This window comes from Candidatus Dadabacteria bacterium, from assembly GCA_009840385.1.
Classification (GTDB): domain Bacteria; phylum Desulfobacterota_D; class UBA1144; order Nemesobacterales; family Nemesobacteraceae; genus Nemesobacter; species Nemesobacter australis.
In genome coordinates, this window is the sequence record VXNX01000013.1 from 298,611 (window position 1) to 318,496 (window position 19,886).

Here is a 19,886-nt window from a genome sequence, read left to right on the forward strand (position 1 = left end):
TTTTTCTCCTACTGCTCCGTCACGCTTTGAAGCCGGTTGTTAAACTCGACGTACCTGTCAAAAACTTTCGTAGCCCCCGTATAGGGATTAGTTGAAAGCGTGAAGAAATTGTCCTCACCGGTTCTCAGGTGAATAACCGCTGAGTCGACAATCCCAGTTGGCAGAAAAAGTATAAACGCGTCCCTTCCCGAACCGACTTTCCCTTGAGTTCTCTCTGTTTGTATGTCGTTGAAAAAAACTCCGTTGGGAAGATTCCTGCGGCCGTATCCGGAATCCTCTCGCGCCTGAAACTGGTTTCCCTCAAGAACCTCCGCCCAGTACTCCCCGGCGTCAATATCGAAAGAAAGCTTATATATCCGCTTTTCAAAGATGGACCTGCTGTAAAGATATCTTATTGTCGTTACAAGCCCTCTTGAAGCGCTGCGCAGGTTCATGTCATCTGTCTTGAAGACCCTCGGCATCGCCACGGAGAAAAAAGCTCCGAGCAGAAAAACAACCACCATGAGTTCAATTAATGTAAAACCTGCGGATTTTCTTCTCATCTGTCTCTGCTGGACAGATCGTCGTCTGAATTCCCCACCCCGTCGGGGCCATTAGACCTTATATAGTACAGTCCGTCCTCGGTCTGGTCGGTCCCGAAATATACAAACTCGTTTCCCCAAGGATCAAGCGGCACGCCTGCGGATTCCAGATAACGCCTCCACCTCCTGGCTTCCCTGCCAACCGTTACGGGTTCGACCAGAGCGCGTAATCCCTGCTGGGTTTCGGGATAAAAACCGTTATCAAACTTAAACAGCTGGAGCGCCTGCTCAAACTGCCTGATCTGAATCATGGCCTGTTTTTCCTTTGCCCTCTCCCCCTGACCTATCACGTTGGTGCCTACTATGTAGGCAAGCCCTGCTATGATAAGCACGACCACCATAATTTCAATCAGAGTAAATCCCATCTGGGATCTCATTTTCTCTACCTCCTGTTCAGTTTATTACCGAAGTTAGATTCAACACTGGTAAAAGTATAGCAAAGACTATAAAACCCATCACAACGCCCATAATCAGTATCATTACCGGTTCAAGAAGAGAAGTCAGAGTGGAAAGCATGCCATCGACCTCGGTGTCGTACATATCAGCCACTTTCGAGAGCATGTCTTCAATTTTGCCGGCCTCCTCCCCCACAGATACCATTCTCACTACAAGGGGCGGAAAAATCCCGGTCTGTCCAAGAGAGGACCCGAATGCCGCTCCTTCCGCCACCTTGACCCGGACATCCTTGATATTTTCAACGTAAAGACTGTTTCCCAAGACCGATTCGCTCACCTTAACCGACTCAAGAAGAGGAATACCGCTTGAAAGCAACGTTGAGAGCGTCCTTGTAAAACGGGAAATCATTACTTTTGAAGACATTTTCCCGAACACCGGTACCCTCAGGGAAAACCTGTCGTATACTTTTTTTCCGGAAGGCGTTTTTACGTATCTGTGCGCAAAAAAGAATACGACGGCCATAAAAACCAGAATCAGGGCGAAATTTTCCCTTAGAAAATCGCTTGCCCCTATGAGCACTACTGTAACAAAGGGCAGAGCCTTGTTGCTGGCCTCGAATATATCGGCGACTTTGGGAATTACAAAAGTCATCATGAAAACAAGCACCCCAAGCCCAACGATAAACATTATCGCCGGATATATCATTGCGCCCCTTATCTTCGAATTGAGTTCCTGCTGCTTTTCAAGAAAATCCGCGAGACGGTCAAGTACGACGTCAAGAGTTCCGCTCGCCTCACCCGCGCGGACCATGCTCACATAAAGATCGGAAAAAACGTTTTTATGCTCCTCGAGCGCAACATGGAGAGAACTGCCTTCACTCACTCGGCTTCGCACCTGGGAGAGAATCTCCTTAAGCTTCTGATCATCTGTCTGCTCGTAGAGAGCCACAAGCGACGTTTCAAGAGGAAGACCGGAAGAAACCAGAGTGGAGAACTGTCTCGTCATGACGGCAAGCTCCGAGGTGCTTACCCCGGTCCACGGAAGGCTTATAGACGAGCGGCGAGACCCGGTCGCTTCCTTTATGGAAGAGAGATAGACCCCTCCTTTTCTTAGCTTGTCGCTTGCGATCTTGACCGATTCCGCGCTTATAACACCCCTTACCGATTCGCCCTTGTCGTTAATGGCTTTATAGTTGTAAACAGGCATTTCCAGATACCGATGTTAAGGATAACCGTGGACTAGGTCTCCGCCAGTTCCTCTTCAGTGACCCTGAGCACTTCGTCAATCGACGTTATGCCTTTCGCAACTTTGTCGGCACCGTCCATTCTCAGGGTGACGAGTCCGTTTCTCAGGGCCTTTTCCTTAAGCGTGGCCGAATCCGGGTGGGTCAGGACAGTGTTTTTAAGTTCGTCATCAATAAGAAGTATCTCGAAAATCGCTATTCTCCCGGAGAACCCCGTCCCCATGCACTCCTGGCACCCCTTGGCTCTGTAGATCTTTCCTTCGGGACAAGACTCGCGCGCTAGCCCAATACGGCTAAGCTCCTCATCAATCGGTACGTACTGTTCCTTGCACTGCTCGCAAAGAATCCTGACAAGTCTCTGGGCTATGACCGCCGAGAGGGTCGAAGCTATGAGAAAGGACTCCACTCCCATGTCGGCAAGCCTGGTCACGGCGCTTACCGAATCGTTGGTATGAAGCGTGGAGAATACGAGGTGTCCGGTAAGAGAGGCATTCATGGAAATATCGGCGGTTTCCCTGTCCCTTATTTCCCCCACCAGTATAACGTCGGGATCCTGTCTCAGTATTGAGCGAAGTCCGTTTGCGAACGTAAGATCGACCTTGGTGTTGACCTGTATCTGGTTGATCCCCTGTATCTGGTATTCAACCGGATCCTCTACGGTAATTATCTTCTTGTCGGGAAGATTGATTCTCTGCAGGGCGGCATAAAGACTCGTCGTCTTGCCGCTTCCCGTGGGTCCCGTAACGAGTATGATCCCATGGGGACGCTGGGTAAGAGATTCCACAAGTTCAAGCTTCTTGCCTTCAAGGCCCAGCTGCTCGAAGCTCATAAGCACTGAAGACCTGTAAAGCAGCCTCATCACCACGCTTTCTCCCCACGAAGTGGGAACGGTCGAGACCCTTACGTCTATATCTCTTCCCCCAATCTTAAGCCTTATGCTTCCGTCCTGGGGCTTTCTTTTCTCCGCTATGTCAAGCTCGGACATGATCTTCACGCGCGAAATTACCGAAGACTGCACCGTCTTCGGAACTTTCGTCACGTCGTGCAGAATGCCGTCCTTTCTGAACCGGACCAGCACCTCTTTCTCGAAACACTCTATGTGAATATCGCTTGCGTGCTCCCTTACGGCCTGGAAAAGAAGCGTGTTTATGAATTTTATGATCGGGGCTTCGTCCTCGGCCTCAATCAGATCCTGAGGTTCTGTAAACTCCATTTCGGAGAGCCCGGAACCCTCGTTTATATCTTCTGAGACAACATCCTTGCCCTGTTCGTAAACCCTGTTGATGCTGTCGTTGAGCACGCGCTCAAGGGTAATATATGTTTCAAGCGAGCACCCGAAGCGGGAGCGCACTTCGTCAAGGGCATAGAGTTCCTGGGGCGGGGCGAATACGACTTTGAGCGTCCCGTTATCCTTGTTTATGGGAAGTATTCTGAATTTTTTCGCGAAACTGATCGGGAACTGTTTTATCAGTTCATAATCTATCTCGTCTTCCGGAATCGATTCGATCTTCTCGATTCCGTAGAATTCGGAAAGAACGTCAAGGGCCGGGAAATCCTTGAGTACATCTGTTTTGAGCAGTATGTCTTCGGTGTTCCGGCCGTTTTTCCCTTTCAGCTCTTCAATTCTCCCCATCACCTCGGGGTAGCGCCTGCTTATTATTTCGTCAAGAGCCTTCATTTCTTAAAAACTTCCCTATTCAAGCGTATTCAGGTCCCTTCTGTGAAGCAAGGTCTTTCTCCTCTGGTGATCCAGAAGCAACTGCTTCATGTCGCTTTCCGTCTCAACTATCCGCGGGGTAAGGAGTATCATCAAGTTGAGTTTCCTGCTCTGGTTGCGCTTGAACCTGAAGAGGTTTCCAATCAGCGGGATATCTCCAAGCAGAGGAGTCTTGTTGTGAAGCACCTCTTCTCTGTCCTGGACCAACCCGCCTATAACAAGGGTCTGTCCATTTTTGACTATAACTGACGAGTCGGCACTTCTAGTCGTGGTTGCGATACCGAACTGCGCTGTGTTAAGTCCCGCTGGAGCCTCCCGGGTGGAGGAAACTTCGGTAACTATGTCAAGGTTGAGGTATTCTCCTTCACTTATCTGGGGAGTAATGCTTAGCCTTATTCCAACCGGCAGTCTCTCAATCGTCTGAACCGTCACGCCGCTTGTGCCCACGGTGCTGCCCATCGGAAACGGTATTACGTCAGCCACCACTATCTCAGCCGGCTCATTGTCGGTTGTAATGATGCTCGGGGTTGAGAGAACATTGACGTCGGTCACGGAACTCAGTGCCTGAAACACCGCAGAGAACGAAGGAAGAGCCGGAAGCGGGCCTGAACCGTCGGCGTCAACTTCCTCTCCCACGACCCCAAGAAAAAGTCCTGAAAGACTGCCTATGGAGGTTGTTGCGATCGCAGGGTCGGCCGCAACTCCGAGGAGGCTCGGTATGCCCGGCAGCTGCTGTCCGACAAAACCGAGGTTGTCGCCTTCTATTCTAAGACCGAGACCGAAATTGGTTCCCAGCGCATTCAGGTTGTCAAGACCCACTTCAAGTATGGCAGCTTCCACGAATACCTGTCTTCTTCTTATGTCAAGCTTGTCCACTATCTGCTTGACCATTCTGTACTGAGTAAGAGAACCGATAACTATAATCGAGTTTGTCGCGGGGTCCGAAGTTATCTTCAGTCCATCGGCCGAAGACACGACAACGGAACCGCCACCGGTCTTACTGCTTCCTCCCCTCTCAATGGTTCCGCCTTGCGATCCGAGACCGCCGGTATTCCCACTTCTACTCAGGTTGCCCTCTCCGAGGCGGTTCGAAGATTGACCGGTTCTGCCGGACTGTTGCGTCTGGCCACGGGAGGAAACCGATGAAACCATAGCCCCCCCCCTCCCCTCCGCAAACAGATTCCCGAGAACTTCGATTATCTGCTCGGCATCGGCGTTTTTAACCGGTATGACGTAGACGTCCTGTTCAGCGTGTTCACTTTCTATGTCCAAAACAGCGATCGTTTCCTTTATCAGGGAAATGTCCCTCGGGTCGGCAATAACTATTATGGAATTCGTCCTCTCGTCATTTATCACTTTAAACCCTAGAAGCTCGGAACTTCCGGATACGAAGCCGTCTTTCTTGCTCTTTGAAGCTTTTCTTTTGGCTCTTTGAGGGCTGAATATCTCAAGCAGCTTGTAGATGACGCTGGCCGAGCTTGTGTTATGCACCCTTACGAACTCTATTTTCTTGTTGTAATCAAGGCTGGCCACCACTTCGGCTATCCTGTTCACGTTCTGCTCGTTGTCGATCACAACCAAGGTGTTTGACGGTTCGTAAGGCTTCATGAACCCTTCCTTGCTCACCAAGCTTCGAAGGGTGTTAGAGACCCCTTTGGCCTTTACGCTTTTAAGCTTTATAAGCTTCATCACGTATTTCTGGGAAGATTCTCCAGGGTCGAAATCCTGCCTCAACGGTATGCTTTCTGACTTTATCCCCTTTTTCGGAACGACCTTGTTGACTCCGTCCGCGCTCACGACCGAATAGCCGTTCATATCAAGCAGTATTTCAAAAATCCTAAACGCGTTTTCTTTCTCGAAGCCACCCTGAGGAGTTATGATCGTCACGTTCTTGTCTCTGATCTGGTCACTCAGGAGATAGACCTCAGAGGTAATCTCACTTATAGTCTTCACCATCTCCTTAAGCGTCATGTTGGCACGAAGGTTTACCATTCCCTGATCCTCGGGAATTTCCTCGTCCTTCTCTTCGAGGGTCTCATCAGCCGGAACCTCGGCAATCTCCTCACCCCCAGCTCCAGCGACTTCCTCGCTTGGGACCTCGGCAACCGCAGGCAACGTCTCCTCAGGTTTCTGTGCTTGAGACTCAGGCGTTTTCTGCGGCTCGGGTTCAGACTCAGCCACGACTCCCTCAGGCGCTAAATCGAGCGGGAGACCGGGTTCCTCAACGATACCCTCCACGGTCTCGTTGCCGGAAACCTTAACGGCGTCTTTGCCGAAGGGTCTTAAGGTTTCTTTGCGAGGGTCCTTTGCAGCCTCCTCCGCTAATAACTTCGCGGCCTCCTCGGTAACCTCAGCGGGTTCCGAGGGCGAATCTTCCCCGGATTCATTCTGCGCAGGCGCTTTTTTCAGTCTGGTACCCGGAGCGACAACAACCTTCGCTCTGGTAAGATCCGGCAGCGGCTCGGATTTCTCGGCGAAAGCCGGCTGCGGACAGACGACGGAAACAGAAAAAAAGAGAACCGCCGACAGAATCGGGAAAAGACTACTATTAAGAAGATATTTCATAACCTGTTTTAACCTCAAGAAACCGATTTTTCGCCGCAGACCTAGTAAACCGTGTACCGGTTGCTTTTTCTTTTGCCTCTCCTAGTGAAATCAACAGTAAATTCGCTCTGCCCCTTTAAGTCGGTCAAAAGCGAAAGAGCGTTCGGCACGTCGTTTAAAGCGACTTCATTTATCTGGTGAACTATATCCCCGTTTCTAAGACCCATTTTATAAAACACGCTTCTGCTCTTCACGCCGAAGATCTTGATGCCGTCATCGCGCGGCACAATTCTAGCCTCGGTTATTAAGCTTCTTGGTTCCGCTAGCAACTCATCAAACATCCTTCTCTCTATCTGGTACACGCCGTCGCCGACTTTGCTCACTCCCGAGGCCGACGACTTTTTCGACTTCACAGACGTCCTGCTTCTTTTGGGAGAAGAACTAGCGGCGCTTTTTGAAAAAACGGATTCAAGCTCATTTCCGCAGGTAATCAGTTCAGGACCTCCGGCGCGACGTATAGTCACTTCGCAGTCGTCTATTTTCACTACCTCCACTTTTTCGGATGCTATGAGGTCAACCAACTGCCCTTCAGAATAACCCTTTATTTTAAGATTTTCCATACTCTTTATTACTGCAACACTTTTGTTCGTTGAAGGATGAGTTCTGCTTTTGAGTATGAAAGTTCCCATGAGTTCAAGCTTAAGGGAGGTCTTCGGAGTAATTTCTCCCTCGAAAACCTCGGGAAGATCACCGGTGTCCGTCGGCCCCGAGTACCCACCAACTCCAAACAGATTCGTTTTCAATATCGAGTCGTAGTAACTCCTCGCACGATAAGGAATCTTAACCCGTCCGTACTTCTCCTTGTACAGGTGCTCGCCTGTCATACCGCCCTTGTCAGACTCTATTCTGTCACGCAAGCCGTTGTTGACCATAGCCGAGACCGAGTACGCGATGGCAACTATCAGCAAGACGTTTACGACCCATACATATTTCCTTAAAAGAAAAAAAAGCATAGTCAGTTCCTAAAATAATTCCGCATAATTTAATAGAATACCTTATTTTTTTGGCAATATCTCAATTATTATGCAACCTGCGGAAACGCAACGTCACGAAAACCCGGAACTCCCAAGCGATACCGCGCCATGATTTTTAAATGCCAATGCAATGTTCATTCACCGAGACTTCTTTCTCCCGCAGTGTGGACAACAGGGGATTTTTCAAGCACGACGTTAAAATACTGCCTTTCAAGATCATATATTTCAAAAGCAAGTTCCGAGGCCCGTTCGAATCCCCGCTCGCATGAATCGCTCTCGCTTATCTGTTTGAAAAGTACTCCCATATCGTACCATTTCTGGCCGATTCTGTTCATCTCCTCTGGGAGATCAGACCCGTAAAAAGGCGAAAGCACCGAGGAGACCTCTTCCAGAAAATCCCTGTAAAACCACCTGAAGGCAGCGCCGCAAACCCCTCTTCTGCATATAACTTGGTAAGTAAACCTGGAGGTCCACTTCCAGTCACTAATATCCTTCCAGCCCGGTAGATCCTCAGCCCACTTCTTTATGACTTCAACGCTTGAGGTTCCTCTGAGAGTGGTTCGACCTTCAAGCATCATCTCTGCGTTTTTCCTTACGGCACCGAAAACCATATCCCGAAGATCAGAACCGTTTCGAAGAGACTCCACTTCAACGCGGTTGTTTGAAAGCGGATACGGCCTCGCTTTGGAGCTTCTCGCTTTCGCCATATTTTCAAAAGAGACGGTCTTAAGATCTTTAAATGAGTTGTCCGCCACGTAAAAAACAGATTCAGAGTCATCGTACCCACATACCGCAATTACGTGTCCGGGGAAATGGGTTTTGGAGTCAAAATACTCAAGGTAACGAATATCTGCCTGTATCAGTACCGGGACGTCCCTGTCAATAGATTCCCTAAGGTCAGCCGAGGCCCGCTCATCGTCGTCCTCGTATTTCCAGTCGGTGATGTCAGCACCGAAGTTCCTGAGGAAATTAATTTCCATCAGGGGACCACGGGGCTGTATAATCCTGCTCGGGTTCATGCTCTCGTCACAAGAGTAATAAAAACCGAGCCCGGCTCCGAGCCCGAAACACATCTGCTCTGAGAGATCATGTCCGTAATAGGAGCATATGTCCCTGATCGCGGCGGAACCGCAGTGCACGCCTTTTAAGTGTTTCCAACCCTTTATTATTTTCTTCATAAGAAGCCGTAAAACGGAGAGATTAATATAGCCGGAAATCAATTTCCCATAAAGACCCTGACCCGGCCAGTCGATTCGCCGCGCGTAAAAATACCTTGATGATTACTGCAGAACGGATATTAGTAATCACCACTGCGGATAGATCATGCTTGAGGACATTCTTAAAAATTCGAGAAAGGCCATCGTGCTCGGAATAGGAGGTGGAGGTGATATAGTCGGAACCCTTCCAACCGTAAACCTGCTCGAGACGAATGGTACGCAATGCGTTCTTGGGGGACTCAGCTGGGAGCGCTTCACGATAGACCCCGACCCGGGACCCAGAAAACTCGAAGAGGCACGCAATGTCAGTGAGATAAACGACGTGGTCTGGAGATGTAACAAGGACTCCTTAACCCGGGCGGGAGCAAGATTCGCCGAGGCGGGGATGGCCGAAGTGCTGGGAGAAGAAACCCTTCTTGTCGATATCAGTTACGGCCCAGCTAAGGTTTTCGAGGGGATAACCGATGCTGCCCAGAAACTCGGCGCGGATCTGGTAGTCGGGATAGACGTCGGGGGGGACGTACTCGGATCCGGAGACGAAAAGGGGCTCATGAGCCCGCTTGCCGACGCCATAATGACCGCCGCACTTTACAGGCAGAGTTTCCGGATGCCCACCATAATGGGGGTATTCGGTTTCGGAAGCGACGGGGAACTGTCCAAGGAAGAACTTGAAAGATCCTTCGGCGCCATTGCGCGCAACAACGGAATGCTCGGAAGCTGGGGAATATCCGCAAAGACACTGAAGCTTATGGAAAAAGCCATAGGCATAATACCCACCGAGGCAAGCAGAGGACCCGTTGAATATGCAAAAGGCGCCTTCAGGACCACCTCAATAAGGGAGGGCAGAAGAAAGGTCGAACTTGATATAAGATCTACCGTGACTTTTTACGTGGACCCAAGGGTGGTTTACGAAAAGGTATCAAAACCCGCACAAGCGGTCTACGAGTGCGAAACGATAGGGGAGGCAAACACGAAGCTCAACGAAGCAGGAATAAGAACAGAACTTGATATTGAGATGGAGCTTTACGAAAATCTCGAGGGAAGCTAATAAAGCTTTTCGTGAATAAGCTTGAGTATGCGCCTTGATTCGTCCTCATCTCCCCATATGCCCACGCGGATATGAAGATCGGTTATTTCGGGCTTGTGGTACTTGACGGTTATGTAGACATCTTTGTCCTGATCACGAAGCTTGGCTTCAATCAGTGCCTTTCCCGCATCGCTTTCTTTTTTGGTTACCTGAAACTCCTGCTGTTCCACGATCTCCACCACCGCGAACCACACCTTGTCAAACGAGGCGGGCTCCTTGGTTTTTAGAACTCCCTTAAGATAAGCAGCAGCGCCCCCGCCGATCACACCACCCGCCACGACCGCACAACCCGAAGAAAAAACAAGCAGGAACAAGCATAAAAGAACTGTGCGACAGTTATTTGAAAGGAAATTCATCTTTACCCCCGGCGGGCTTTACAAAAAAAATCTATATGATTAATTAAGCTAACCTAGGGGGGAAAAGAGTCAATACGATGGAATCTTTTATATCAAAAAACAGATTGGTTTTTGGACAGGTTCCGCACTACCGTAAACATTTGGGGAGACAGCATAGGAGCGGCAGTCATAGAAAAACTTGAGTCCGATGAAGATACCGGCTGAAAAGCAAAGCAAAACTTCAGGGAGAACAATCTCCCTTGATATAGGAACCAAGACCATAGGGGTTGCTGTAAGCGACGAACTTGGGATCACGGCAAACGGCGTCTGTACAATCCGTCGCGAAAACGAAAAGAAAGATCTCTCGCAGCTTCGCGATGTAATAGAGAGATATTCCCCCCATGAAATTCTAGTGGGGATTCCCTACAACCAGGATGGTTCCCTTGGAAGCAGGGCAAAAGGCATAAAGAAACTCTCCGAACGCATTCGAGATTTTCTGGGTCTTCCAGTTAAATACTGGGACGAGAGTTTTTCCACCAAGACTGCGGAGAAAACACTGATAGACGCGGGTATGGGAAGAAAAAAGCGAAAAACGGTAATAGACAAGATGGCGGCTACAGTGATACTGGAAGAGTACCTTCTGAGCAGGAACTAGATAAACCTCAGGGCAGACCTGATATGCCATACGCAAGGACAAACGCAATAAATCTTTATTATGAAGAATGCGGAAAGGGAGATCCGCTCGTGCTCATCCACGGCCTCGGGAGCAGTCTTGAGAGCTGGGATGTACAGGTTCCCATCTACTCGGAGCATTTCCGCGTGATAGTGCTCGACAACAGGGGCTCGGGCCGCTCCGAGAAACCCGATTATCCCTATACGATGGAACAGATGGCGGATGACGCCGCGGGGCTCTTGGACTTTCTCGGGATAGAAAAAGCACACTTCGTTGGAAAATCAATGGGCGGAATGATATGCCAGTGGCTGGGTATAAAGTACCCCGAGAAGGTAAGCAAGCTCGTTATGGGATGCTCCTCCGCGCACAGGGACGAGGTCGGAAACTTGCTTATCAAAACCGCGAGGGACATAGTGGATAAGGCAGGACCGGGGGCGGGATGGGTTTTTGCACTTTTTCTCGGATACAGAAGGAAATATATCGAAGAGAACTACGACTCCTTAATAAGCAGAATCCAAGAAGTTCCCGTTGACCCTGATGCGGCCGCCGGATACAGAAACCAAAGTTACGCATGCGAGAACCACGACGTGTTAGCCCAACTCGGGAAAATCTCCGCGAAAACCCTGGTCATGTACGGAGAGCGGGACATCGTCACGCCTCCCGAGAGATCGAAAAAGCTTGTGGAATCTATACCGAACGCGGTTGAAAAGGCGTTTGCGGACGTCGGCCACGGATTCTGGAGGGAATGCCAAGCCGAGGTGGATAAAGCCGTGCTTGATTTTCTCACGAAAGACTAGCCACGCGGAACTCCGCCCAAAAAACGGCCGCAGTTCCTGCCCCGTAATCTATCCAGATCCTGCGGGCTTCTATCTGCCCGCTTTAAAAAACGCAGCCGCTGTACATGTGTATGCTTTTCTTTCCTCTATGACCTGTGTCGGTAGGTTAGCTGCACACCGAAGGTTCTGCCTTTGGAGAGCGGCGCGAACGAACCTCCCCCGAGTTGGGGGTGGAGCTCAACATAGCTTCCGTGTTTGACTCGGTCAAGAAGGTTCTTTCCGTAAAATCCGATTGAAAACCTGCCGTCCATCGGGGTGATATCAATTCCGGCGTCAAGAATTTTCTGCGCGGGAGTATATCCTTTGTTGTCATCTGTAAGGTATAAATTGTCGCGAAATGAATAGCTTATTCTTGAATTCATCTTCGCCCAGTTCGCAAGTCCAGTGTCATGGGTCGCGCCGACGCTCCAAGTCCACTTCGCGGCCCGGGGAAGTTCTAAAGCTAGGTCTTTTTCGTCAAGAGTGCCGTCTAGATTAAGGTCATGTTTTACCTTGGTGTACTCGGGATCTACGTATCCGACGAAACCCAAAAGAAAAAGCTTATCGGTAACGGCAATCAGCCCGTCAACTTCAAAGCCGAAGGCTTCTACATCCGCGGTGTTGTGAATTTCCTGAGCTATGCCGCCCAAGGCCACGGATTCTGGAAGAGTTATCACTCTCTGCACATCATCGATAAAGTTATAGAAAACCGCACCGTTCAGGATGCCTATGTTTGTTGATATCTTCAATCCCGCCTCGAAGGTATCGATCTTTTCTTCATCGTACGGTCCCGGGAGTTCCACCTCTGGGGCATAGGTATTTCGCAGATTATAGCCTCCGGAGCGGTATCCCCTGGTCCAGTGCCCGTAAACGTTCGCTTCAAAATTCGCTCCGCCGCCCATAAAATAGGCAACGCCGAGCTTGGGCGACCAACTGTTCCAAGTCTCCTCGTCGGTGAAATCAAGCGGGCATGCAGGTCCGACCGCAAAGTTGCATGGCGTTCCCTCGCTGCTTGTAATGGCGGCGGAGGAGGTTTCAGCTTCTCTCTTTTCATAGCTGTAACGGGTGCCCGCGGTAAGCATTATCCGATCCGTAAGGTCGTAATCAAAGGAGAGAAACACGCCTAGCGTATCGACGTAATAATTTCCTCCCAGATCTTGGGGGGGAATAACTCCTCCTAACAGATAACGGCGGTCATGATAATTTATCTCGTTTGTAAAGTAATAAAAACCGGTCGTCGCGTGGAGACTTTCGAAGAATCTGCCCGCGTAGCGCAGTTCATTGCTCCACTGGCGGTAGGGGGTCCATCCACGTATATTCAAAAGGTTTTCCGGCGAAGAATCGATATCAAGCAAGGCGGACCCGTCCGCGTCGTAAAGGCCAAATATGTTCGTTATGGTTCCGTCTCCGAAACCCACATCCCAATTCACCTGAGCGGAGAAAAAGTGATTTCTATGCTCCCTGAAGCCTTCCTCGTCGATGCTGAAATCGTGACTATTAATATTGAAGTCGCGCTGGTTCTGCCCCGCAGAGCCATCGCTTTCCGAATTCTCGTACCGGTAGCGCAAAACAAGGCTTACGTCATCCGTCGGATTCCACGTAATAACCGATCGTACCATTCGTGTGTCGTTCTCTCCGAAAGCCTCGCCCGTGTGGAAATTCTTAAACCAGCCGTTATCCTGATTTGTGTAGGCAGTTACCTTTATGCCGACGGTCTCGCTAATAGGGCCTCCGATTGTTCCCATGTAATAGCTGTTAAGGCTTTCCCCCCCTCCTTCAAACGTAGTGCGTGCCGATATCTCAAGAACATCTCCCGGTTTTTTCGTGTTAACCAGTATAGCGCCCCCTGTGACATTCCGCCCGAAAAGCGTTCCCTGCGGTCCCCTCAGCACCTCTATGCTTTCAATATCGAAGGTATCAAACAAGACGATGGTTGTCTGCCCTAGATACACGCCGTCGACAAATACCCCCACGGTCGGATCAACAGACGCTATGGAGTTGTTTATCCCGACACCGCGGATGGAAAAGTTGGCTATTGCCATTCCCGCGATGGAATCGTCAAGTGCCACATTGGGCACGCTCACTGCGAGGCTTTCAAGGTCGTTTACCTTCAAGGCTTCAATCTTTTCGGAACCGAAATGAGTGATCGCCAGGGGAACGTTCTGAATCAGTTCTTCTCGTTTTCGGGCGGTGACCGTGATTTTTTTGAGAAATACGCCGCTTACCCCGAACACATCCTGTGGAACTGCATCATCGTCCTGCGCAACCGCGTCACCGCCGCCGAGCGACGCTAGGAGCAGAGCTGCGAGAAACAAGCTTAAAAACTCCTTCATTCCTGATTTGAATTTCCTTTTAATTATGACGCCCTCCTTTTTGCCAGAAATTATAACATAATCCTGCACGAAAAATCCAAGTCATCAGAGATTATTGCATAACAGGACCTATAGCGCGACTTGAAACGCTCGGTCCTAATAAACGCACGGGCATGCTTCGCCACGCAGGGAAAATCAAGCTGCGGGAATGGAGTTTTCGATCAGAAGAATCGGTATGTTTTCCCTTACGGGGTAGAGATATTTTCCCCCGCGGCAGATAAGACCCCCCTCAATCTTTTCGGAAACCCGCTCTCCCGACCTGTCAACGAGAGTTCCGATCTCAACAAGTTCGTTAAGCCTGTCGATAATTTCCCGACCAGCCTCTTCGAGAGGTTCTCCGGTCTCAGGACACACGAGAATTTCAAGCAGTTCCTTGTCAATCATCGGTTTTGGAATTTGCGGTTTGCGAGGGCATCCACTGGGATGCAGGCGCAGGGGAACCTCCGCTCGCAAGAAATCTTCTAGGTTCCCAGCAGCTTCTGGTCTTCCTCATCCGATTTCTCAAAATAAAACTTGGGATCGCTCCGCCCGGCTATAACGCTCTCGTCAATGACGCAACGCGTTACCCCCTGCAGTGAAGGCACTTCATAGAAAACTTCAAGCATAATCGATTCTATAATGGCTCGAAGCCCCCTGGCTCCGGTCTTTCTCAATACTGCCTCCCCGGCAATGGCCTTTCTCGCGTCTTCCGTTACCTCCAGCTGCACCTTCTCGATTTCCATCATCTTCTCAAACTGCTTCACGATCGCGTTTTTGGGCTTGGTCAGAATTTCGACCAGCTGCTCTTCGGTAAGTTCGCTCAGACTGGCGATAATAGGGACTCTCCCGACGAATTCGGGAATCAGCCCGAACTGAACAAGATCCTCGGGCTGGACCTTGTTGAGAAGATTGCTCTCGTCCTCAGCAGTCCTGTCCGACAACTTCGCCCCGAAACCGATTGATTTTTCCCCGATCCTCGCACGGACAATATCCTCAAGGCCGCAGAAAGCGCCGCCGCATATGAAAAGTATGTTCGTGGTGTCCACCTGGGTAAATTCCTGCTGGGGATGCTTCCTTCCCCCCTTGGGAGGAACGTTCGCCAGAGTTCCCTCCATTATCTTGAGCAGAGCCTGCTGCACGCCCTCTCCCGAGACATCCCTTGTGATTGAGGGACTGTCGCTTGATTTGCGGGTGAGCTTGTCTATTTCATCTATATAGATAATGCCTCCACGGGAAGCTTTTTCGACATCGTAGTTTGCCGCCTGAAGCAGGCTTACGATCATGTTTTCCACGTCCTCGCCCACATAGCCGGCTTCGGTATAGCAGGTAGCGTCCACTATTGTGAAAGGAACATCGAGAATCTTGGCCAGCGTCTGCGCAAGCAGGGTTTTTCCCGAACCCGTGGGGCCTATGAGAAGTATGTTGCTTTTCTCCACTTCCACCTTGTCGCTTCTTCTCCTGCCGGAATCGCTGAACTGCATTCGCTTGTAATGATTGTAGACAGCGACGGAGAGCACTTTCTTGGCGTTTTCCTGACCTATTATGTATCCGTCGAGGAAGGACTTCATCTGCTGGGGAGTCGGAAAGGATTTTTTCGGCTTCGGAAAAGCGCTGTCCTTGGTCTTTTCTTCCGCTATTATCTGGTTGCAGAGATCTATGCACTCATCGCAGATATAGACGCCGTGGCCCGCTATGAGCTTGTTAATCTCTTCCTGATTCTTCCCGCAGAAAGAGCAGTAGTGTTTCGTTTCTTCTTTGCCTTTTCTGGGACTCATCCGGTTGCCTCCTCCCTCTCGGTAATTATGGCATCCACTATACCGTAATCAATGGAATCCTGAGCGGTCATGAAAAAGTCTCTGTCTGTATCGTTTGCTATCTTCTCAAGAGTCTGCCCGGTGTGCTTCTCAAGTATGGAATTCAACTGTTGTTTCACCCTTACGATCTCTCTTGCGTGTATTTCTATGTCGCTTGCCTGCCCGGAAACACCCCCCAGCACCTGATGGATCATAACCCTTGAATGAGGCAGAGCGTACCTTTTGCCCGCGGCGCCGCTGGCCAGAAGAACTGCAGCCATGCTCACGGCCTGCCCGATGCATATGGTTGAGACTTCGGGCTTTACGTACTGTATGGTGTCGTAGATGGCAAGACCCGAGGTAACATGTCCTCCGGGAGAGTTTATGTAGAGGTAAATAGGCGTTTCGGGGTTCTCGGATTCAAGGAAAAGAAGTTGCGCGATAACGACGTTGGCTACCGCGTCGTTTATGTCGGAACCTATGAAGACGATCCTGTCCTTAAGGAGCCTTGAGAAGATATCATATCCCTGATCGCCCCTGCTCGTACGCTCAATAACATAAGGTATGAAATCGGTTATCATCAAAAACCGATTATACTAAGCAGGTTATTCCTTGTCAATCTGCTCGGAGTCGGGTTCAACTTCCTCAACCTGAGCTTGCTCGAGGAGAAGATCCAAAACGCCCTGTGTTTTAATCTGGGACTCAAGATGCTCCATGGTCCCCGGCTGCTCGTAAGCCTTGTACACCTGATCGCGGGGGAGATTGTACGAAGCGGCAAGGCGGTCTATCTGCTCATTTATCTGCTTGCGGGTGACTTTTACGTTCTCCTTCTGCGCGATGCGGCTGAGAATTATCGAGGTCCTGACGCTCTCAGTAGCCTTCTCGGTAAATTTCGGCATTACATCTTCTTCGATTTCAGGCTCTGGAACTCCGCCCCTCTGCATATCGGAAACAAATCTTGCTTTTAGACTCTCTTCTTCCTTCTCAAGCATCGACGGCGGAACGTCAAACTGATTGTTCGAGAGAAGACTGTCGACTATCTGCTCCCTCATGGAGGAAAGCTGTTCGTTTTCGTGCATACGCTCAAGCTGTTCCTTTATGGCATCTTGCAGCTCAGAGACACTCTCGACTTCGAAATCCTTGGCGAAATCATCGTTTACCTCGGGAAGCACCCTGTCGTGAATCTCCTTTACCTTTACGGTAAAGCTGACAGTCTTTCCGGCAGCTTCCTGTATCAGGAAATCTTCCGGATAGGAAACTGAGAATTCCGCCTCCTCGCCCGTTTTCTTCCCAAGCAGGTTCTCTTCAAACTCTGGGGAGATTTGCTCTTCGCCCAGCAAGAATCTGACATCCTGCCTGTTAAGATCGTCTATGGTTTCTCCATCTTCAAATGTGCCGCTGTAGTCAACAAAGACATAATCACCTTCTTTGGCCGGACGGTCCTTCTCAATAAGTCTCGACTGCGCTGCCCTCTCCCTGAGTTTCTGCACCTCGGCGTCTATATCTTCCTCCGCTATCTGGCGAACGATTTTCTTCACGGAAATTGAACTGTAATCAGAGAGCTCAAAATCGGGAATCACCTCGAATTCAGCCGAGTAGGCAAACTCTTCACCGACTTTGACCTCATCTATCTCCGTGATGTCGGGGCGCGTCACCGGCAGAAGCGAGCGCTCCGCAAGGGCTTCTGACAAGGTGTCCGAGACTAGGTTGGACGCGGTTTCCTGGTCGACTTCCTTCCCGTACATGGATTCGACCACATGGCGGGGAACTTTTCCCTTTCGAAATCCCTTGACGCTGACTCCTCCCATCACCTCGCGGAACACTGAATTTCTTTTTTCCGCAACCTGTTCTGAAGAAAGGGAAACCCTGATCTTTTTCCTAGTGCTGTCAATGTCCTCAATATTTATCTTCATCTCGTCTAAGACCCCTCGGTAAATAATTCGGGTAACAATATATCATTATTTGCAAAATACCAACATGTCCCAAGCATAAAGCAGATCTTCAAATCAGAAATCAAATACTGGACTGTGACGCTTCATCTTAAGTAGCGCTCGCGGCTCGCGAATGTTTTTCCCGGTATCCGTAATGCCGTGCGAACAATAACAAGGCAAGGACAATTAGAACAGCTTGGGGGATAGCAGTTTCATAAGTGGGATATATTCCGAGAGTATCCACGTAAGGAATGAAATCCGCCGAAGTCGAGGAAATAATTCCCGATTCCTGGAATTCCAGTATTCCCTTGCCAAGCAGTATGAAGCAGAGCAGGTAGAGGAAAATGCTCGCGAAGGAAAAAAAGTATTTAAGAGGAATCCTGAGGGTAAACCTGTACATAAGAAAAGCTATGACGAAAACAACCGCTACTCCCGCAACAAGCCCGTAGACCACGTGGGGCATGGATGAACCTGTCTGATAGAAAAGGGCCTGATAGAAAAGCATTGTTTCGAAAGCCTCTCTGTAAACAGCCAGAAACGAAACAAAGGCAAGAGTAAATCCGCTTCTACGGGTAAGCGCGCCCTGGGTTTTGGAGCGGACGTATTCCTTCCATTTTTTTACATCTGCCTTTGAAACAAGCCAGTAACTCACGTAGAAAAGAACCACGGCTGCCAGAAGAGAAGTTACTCCCTCGACAATCTCCCTTCTCGCTCCCGAGATATCTATCACGGTCCTTGCCGCAACCCAAGTCGCAAAACCCGCAAAGATTGCAACCACCCATCCATAGTGGACGTACCTGATCATCCCGCGGTTACCTGAATGCGCCAAAGCAGCGATAATGGCCGCGATTATAAGCAGAGCCTCAAGCGCCTCTCTCAGTATTATGGCAAAAGAATTAACGAAACTCAGGTATTTGCCGAGAGACGAACCGCCTTTGAGGATACGTTCCGACTCGAGAAGATCCTCTTCTATGCTCGCTTTCAGATCACGAAGCTCGGACGAATCCCGGTCTGACATTACCCATGACCTGAAAAATCCCATTTTCTTCTCAACCTCAAAAACAAGCGCTCTCTTTTTCGAGACCAAAGCAGGCTCGATTCTCTGAAAACCCCCCAGGTACCCGTCGAGAGCCTCCTCTAACGCCTCATCTTTTCTTCCAGCTTCGTAAAGCTCTATAGCTCTTTCAAGTTTTCTAATGGTATGGGCTATAGCCTCAGAAGCTCCACCGGCAATTCCGTCCCGAAGGTAGGCGGTTCTAAGGTAAAAAAGCACGTCCCCGTCACTGCCCCCGGTCCCGGCATCAAGAAGAATCTCCGCGTTGCTTGCGAGGGCGAGATTTTCAAGTTTCCTCATATCGTCCGGGATGTCCTTAGAAGAGAATCTCGAGCCGCTTCCTCCTGAAGGAATATCCGGATACCCGAGCGAAAGAACGTAAAACGCCACATCCCACTTCTGTTTTTCGTCAAGCACCCTTTCAAACGAGGTCATGGCGGTACCTTCAATCCCGAAAGTGGTGGTGTTGTAGACTTTAAAGGGTGAGAGCCCGAGATTTATATCGGGGTCCGTGAAATCCGTGGGAGGAGGGTTAAGAGTCTTGGAGAAAGCATCATCCGGTCTTCCCGAGAGCCCGTGACAGGAGGAGCAGTTCTCCGCGTAAAGCGCCTTTCCGCTTTCGTAATCAGGAATCTTTGCCGGGTATGGCTTTATGTCATAGGCCGAGATGATCCGCCCCTTGAGTTCACCGGCAAGACTTTCCACCTCGGAGGTGGGACCTCTGGATACTATGATTGAGTGAAGGCGCGCAAACTTTTCGGAAAAATCCGCCGTCTCTTCTCTCTTTTCCACAGCCTTTTCCCACAGTTCAACTGCGGCGGAAGAGAAATCCAGCATCTCCTGATACTCAAATTCGTTTATGATCTTCCCGTCTTCAACAGCGTTTAGGTAATCTCCCCCTATGTAGTCGACAAGAGAGAGGATCCTATCCATCTCTCCCGCGTAGGAAAGTCCCGGAAAAAGAAAAAATATGAGAACGGTTACACGGAAGAGACTTTTTCTAAGCATGGTTTATAACCATTTCCACATCTGGGAACTGGGAAGCGTATTTTTTATCATTCTAGACCTTTATTGTCAATAATTCTCACTGCCGTTATCTTTGAAGACAGAAAGGA

Annotated in this window: 17 protein-coding genes and 1 pseudogene; 4 read left to right on the forward strand and 14 right to left on the reverse strand. The window is 49.8% G+C overall.

Going from position 1 to position 19,886, the window contains the following annotated elements; translation table 11 throughout:
* Positions 1-8: 8 nt before the first annotated feature.
* The 7 genes from F4X55_05845 to F4X55_05875 form a co-directional block, all read right to left on the reverse strand.
* Positions 9-542: a prepilin-type N-terminal cleavage/methylation domain-containing protein gene (locus F4X55_05845; protein ID MYC40512.1), complete on the reverse strand. Its 534-nt coding sequence runs from the start codon at positions 540-542 to the stop codon at positions 9-11.
* Positions 539-958 carry a type II secretion system protein GspG gene (gene gspG / locus F4X55_05850; protein ID MYC40513.1) on the reverse strand — a complete coding sequence of 140 codons (420 nt, stop codon included), beginning with the start codon at positions 956-958 and terminating at the stop codon, positions 539-541. The genes F4X55_05845 and gspG overlap by 4 nt, the downstream gene beginning before the upstream one ends.
* 16 nt (positions 959-974) lie before the next feature.
* Positions 975-2,183, reverse strand: a complete 1,209-nt coding sequence (gspF, locus tag F4X55_05855; protein MYC40514.1) for a type II secretion system protein GspF — start codon at positions 2,181-2,183, stop codon at positions 975-977.
* Between the two features lie 32 nt (positions 2,184-2,215).
* Positions 2,216-3,853 (reverse strand): type II secretion system protein GspE, encoded by a 1,638-nt coding sequence (gspE, locus tag F4X55_05860; GenBank protein MYC40515.1) that lies wholly within the window; start codon positions 3,851-3,853, stop codon positions 2,216-2,218.
* Positions 3,854-3,913: 60 nt separating this feature from the next.
* Entirely contained in the window at positions 3,914-6,502 is a 2,589-nt protein-coding gene (gene gspD / locus F4X55_05865; protein ID MYC40516.1) for a type II secretion system protein GspD, read from the reverse strand.
* A 41-nt stretch (positions 6,503-6,543) separates the two neighbouring features.
* The gene (locus tag F4X55_05870) at positions 6,544-7,494 is read right to left on the reverse strand and encodes a PDZ domain-containing protein (protein ID MYC40517.1); all 951 of its coding nucleotides are present in this window, start codon (positions 7,492-7,494) and stop codon (positions 6,544-6,546) included.
* A 155-nt stretch (positions 7,495-7,649) separates the two neighbouring features.
* Positions 7,650-8,693 carry a DUF4872 domain-containing protein gene (locus tag F4X55_05875; GenBank protein ID MYC40518.1) on the reverse strand — a complete coding sequence of 348 codons (1,044 nt, stop codon included), beginning with the start codon at positions 8,691-8,693 and terminating at the stop codon, positions 7,650-7,652.
* Positions 8,694-8,838: 145 nt separating this feature from the next.
* Here F4X55_05875 and F4X55_05880 point away from each other — a divergent pair, with 145 nt between their 5' ends.
* A complete protein-coding gene (locus F4X55_05880) occupies positions 8,839-9,780 on the forward strand; it encodes a DUF1152 domain-containing protein (protein MYC40519.1) in 942 nt (313 codons plus the stop codon).
* Here F4X55_05880 and F4X55_05885 read toward each other — a convergent pair.
* Positions 9,777-10,175, reverse strand: coding sequence for a DUF3568 family protein (locus tag F4X55_05885; GenBank protein ID MYC40520.1), 399 nt, complete (start codon positions 10,173-10,175; stop codon positions 9,777-9,779). The genes F4X55_05880 and F4X55_05885 overlap by 4 nt on opposite strands.
* Positions 10,176-10,277: 102 nt before the next feature.
* Here F4X55_05885 and F4X55_05890 point away from each other — a divergent pair.
* From F4X55_05890 to F4X55_05900, 3 genes and pseudogenes are all read left to right on the forward strand, one after another.
* Positions 10,278-10,379, forward strand: a pseudogene (locus F4X55_05890) (dicarboxylate/amino acid:cation symporter).
* Positions 10,363-10,809, forward strand: a complete 447-nt coding sequence (gene ruvX / locus F4X55_05895) for a Holliday junction resolvase RuvX (GenBank protein MYC40521.1) — start codon at positions 10,363-10,365, stop codon at positions 10,807-10,809. The pseudogene F4X55_05890 and the gene ruvX overlap by 17 nt, the downstream one beginning before the upstream one ends.
* A gap of 23 nt (positions 10,810-10,832) precedes the next feature.
* Positions 10,833-11,624: an alpha/beta fold hydrolase gene (locus tag F4X55_05900; GenBank protein ID MYC40522.1), complete on the forward strand. Its 792-nt coding sequence runs from the start codon at positions 10,833-10,835 to the stop codon at positions 11,622-11,624.
* Between the two features lie 125 nt (positions 11,625-11,749).
* Here F4X55_05900 and F4X55_05905 read toward each other — a convergent pair whose 3' ends face one another.
* From F4X55_05905 to F4X55_05930, 6 genes are all read right to left on the reverse strand, one after another.
* Positions 11,750-13,975 (reverse strand): TonB-dependent receptor plug domain-containing protein, encoded by a 2,226-nt coding sequence (locus tag F4X55_05905; protein ID MYC40523.1) that lies wholly within the window; start codon positions 13,973-13,975, stop codon positions 11,750-11,752.
* Between the two features lie 174 nt (positions 13,976-14,149).
* Positions 14,150-14,398 (reverse strand): hypothetical protein, encoded by a 249-nt coding sequence (locus F4X55_05910; GenBank protein ID MYC40524.1) that lies wholly within the window; start codon positions 14,396-14,398, stop codon positions 14,150-14,152.
* 77 nt (positions 14,399-14,475) lie between these two features.
* Entirely contained in the window at positions 14,476-15,768 is a 1,293-nt protein-coding gene (gene clpX, locus F4X55_05915) for an ATP-dependent Clp protease ATP-binding subunit ClpX (protein ID MYC40525.1), read from the reverse strand.
* Complete coding sequence (gene clpP, locus F4X55_05920) at positions 15,765-16,367, reverse strand: ATP-dependent Clp endopeptidase proteolytic subunit ClpP (protein ID MYC40526.1); 603 nt, start codon at positions 16,365-16,367, stop codon at positions 15,765-15,767. Before clpP ends, clpX begins: the two co-directional genes overlap by 4 nt.
* Before the next feature lie 24 nt (positions 16,368-16,391).
* Complete coding sequence (gene tig, locus F4X55_05925) at positions 16,392-17,699, reverse strand: trigger factor (protein ID MYC40527.1); 1,308 nt, start codon at positions 17,697-17,699, stop codon at positions 16,392-16,394.
* 127 nt (positions 17,700-17,826) lie between these two features.
* Entirely contained in the window at positions 17,827-19,779 is a 1,953-nt protein-coding gene (locus tag F4X55_05930) for a c-type cytochrome (GenBank protein ID MYC40528.1), read from the reverse strand.
* Positions 19,780-19,886 lie beyond the last annotated feature (107 nt).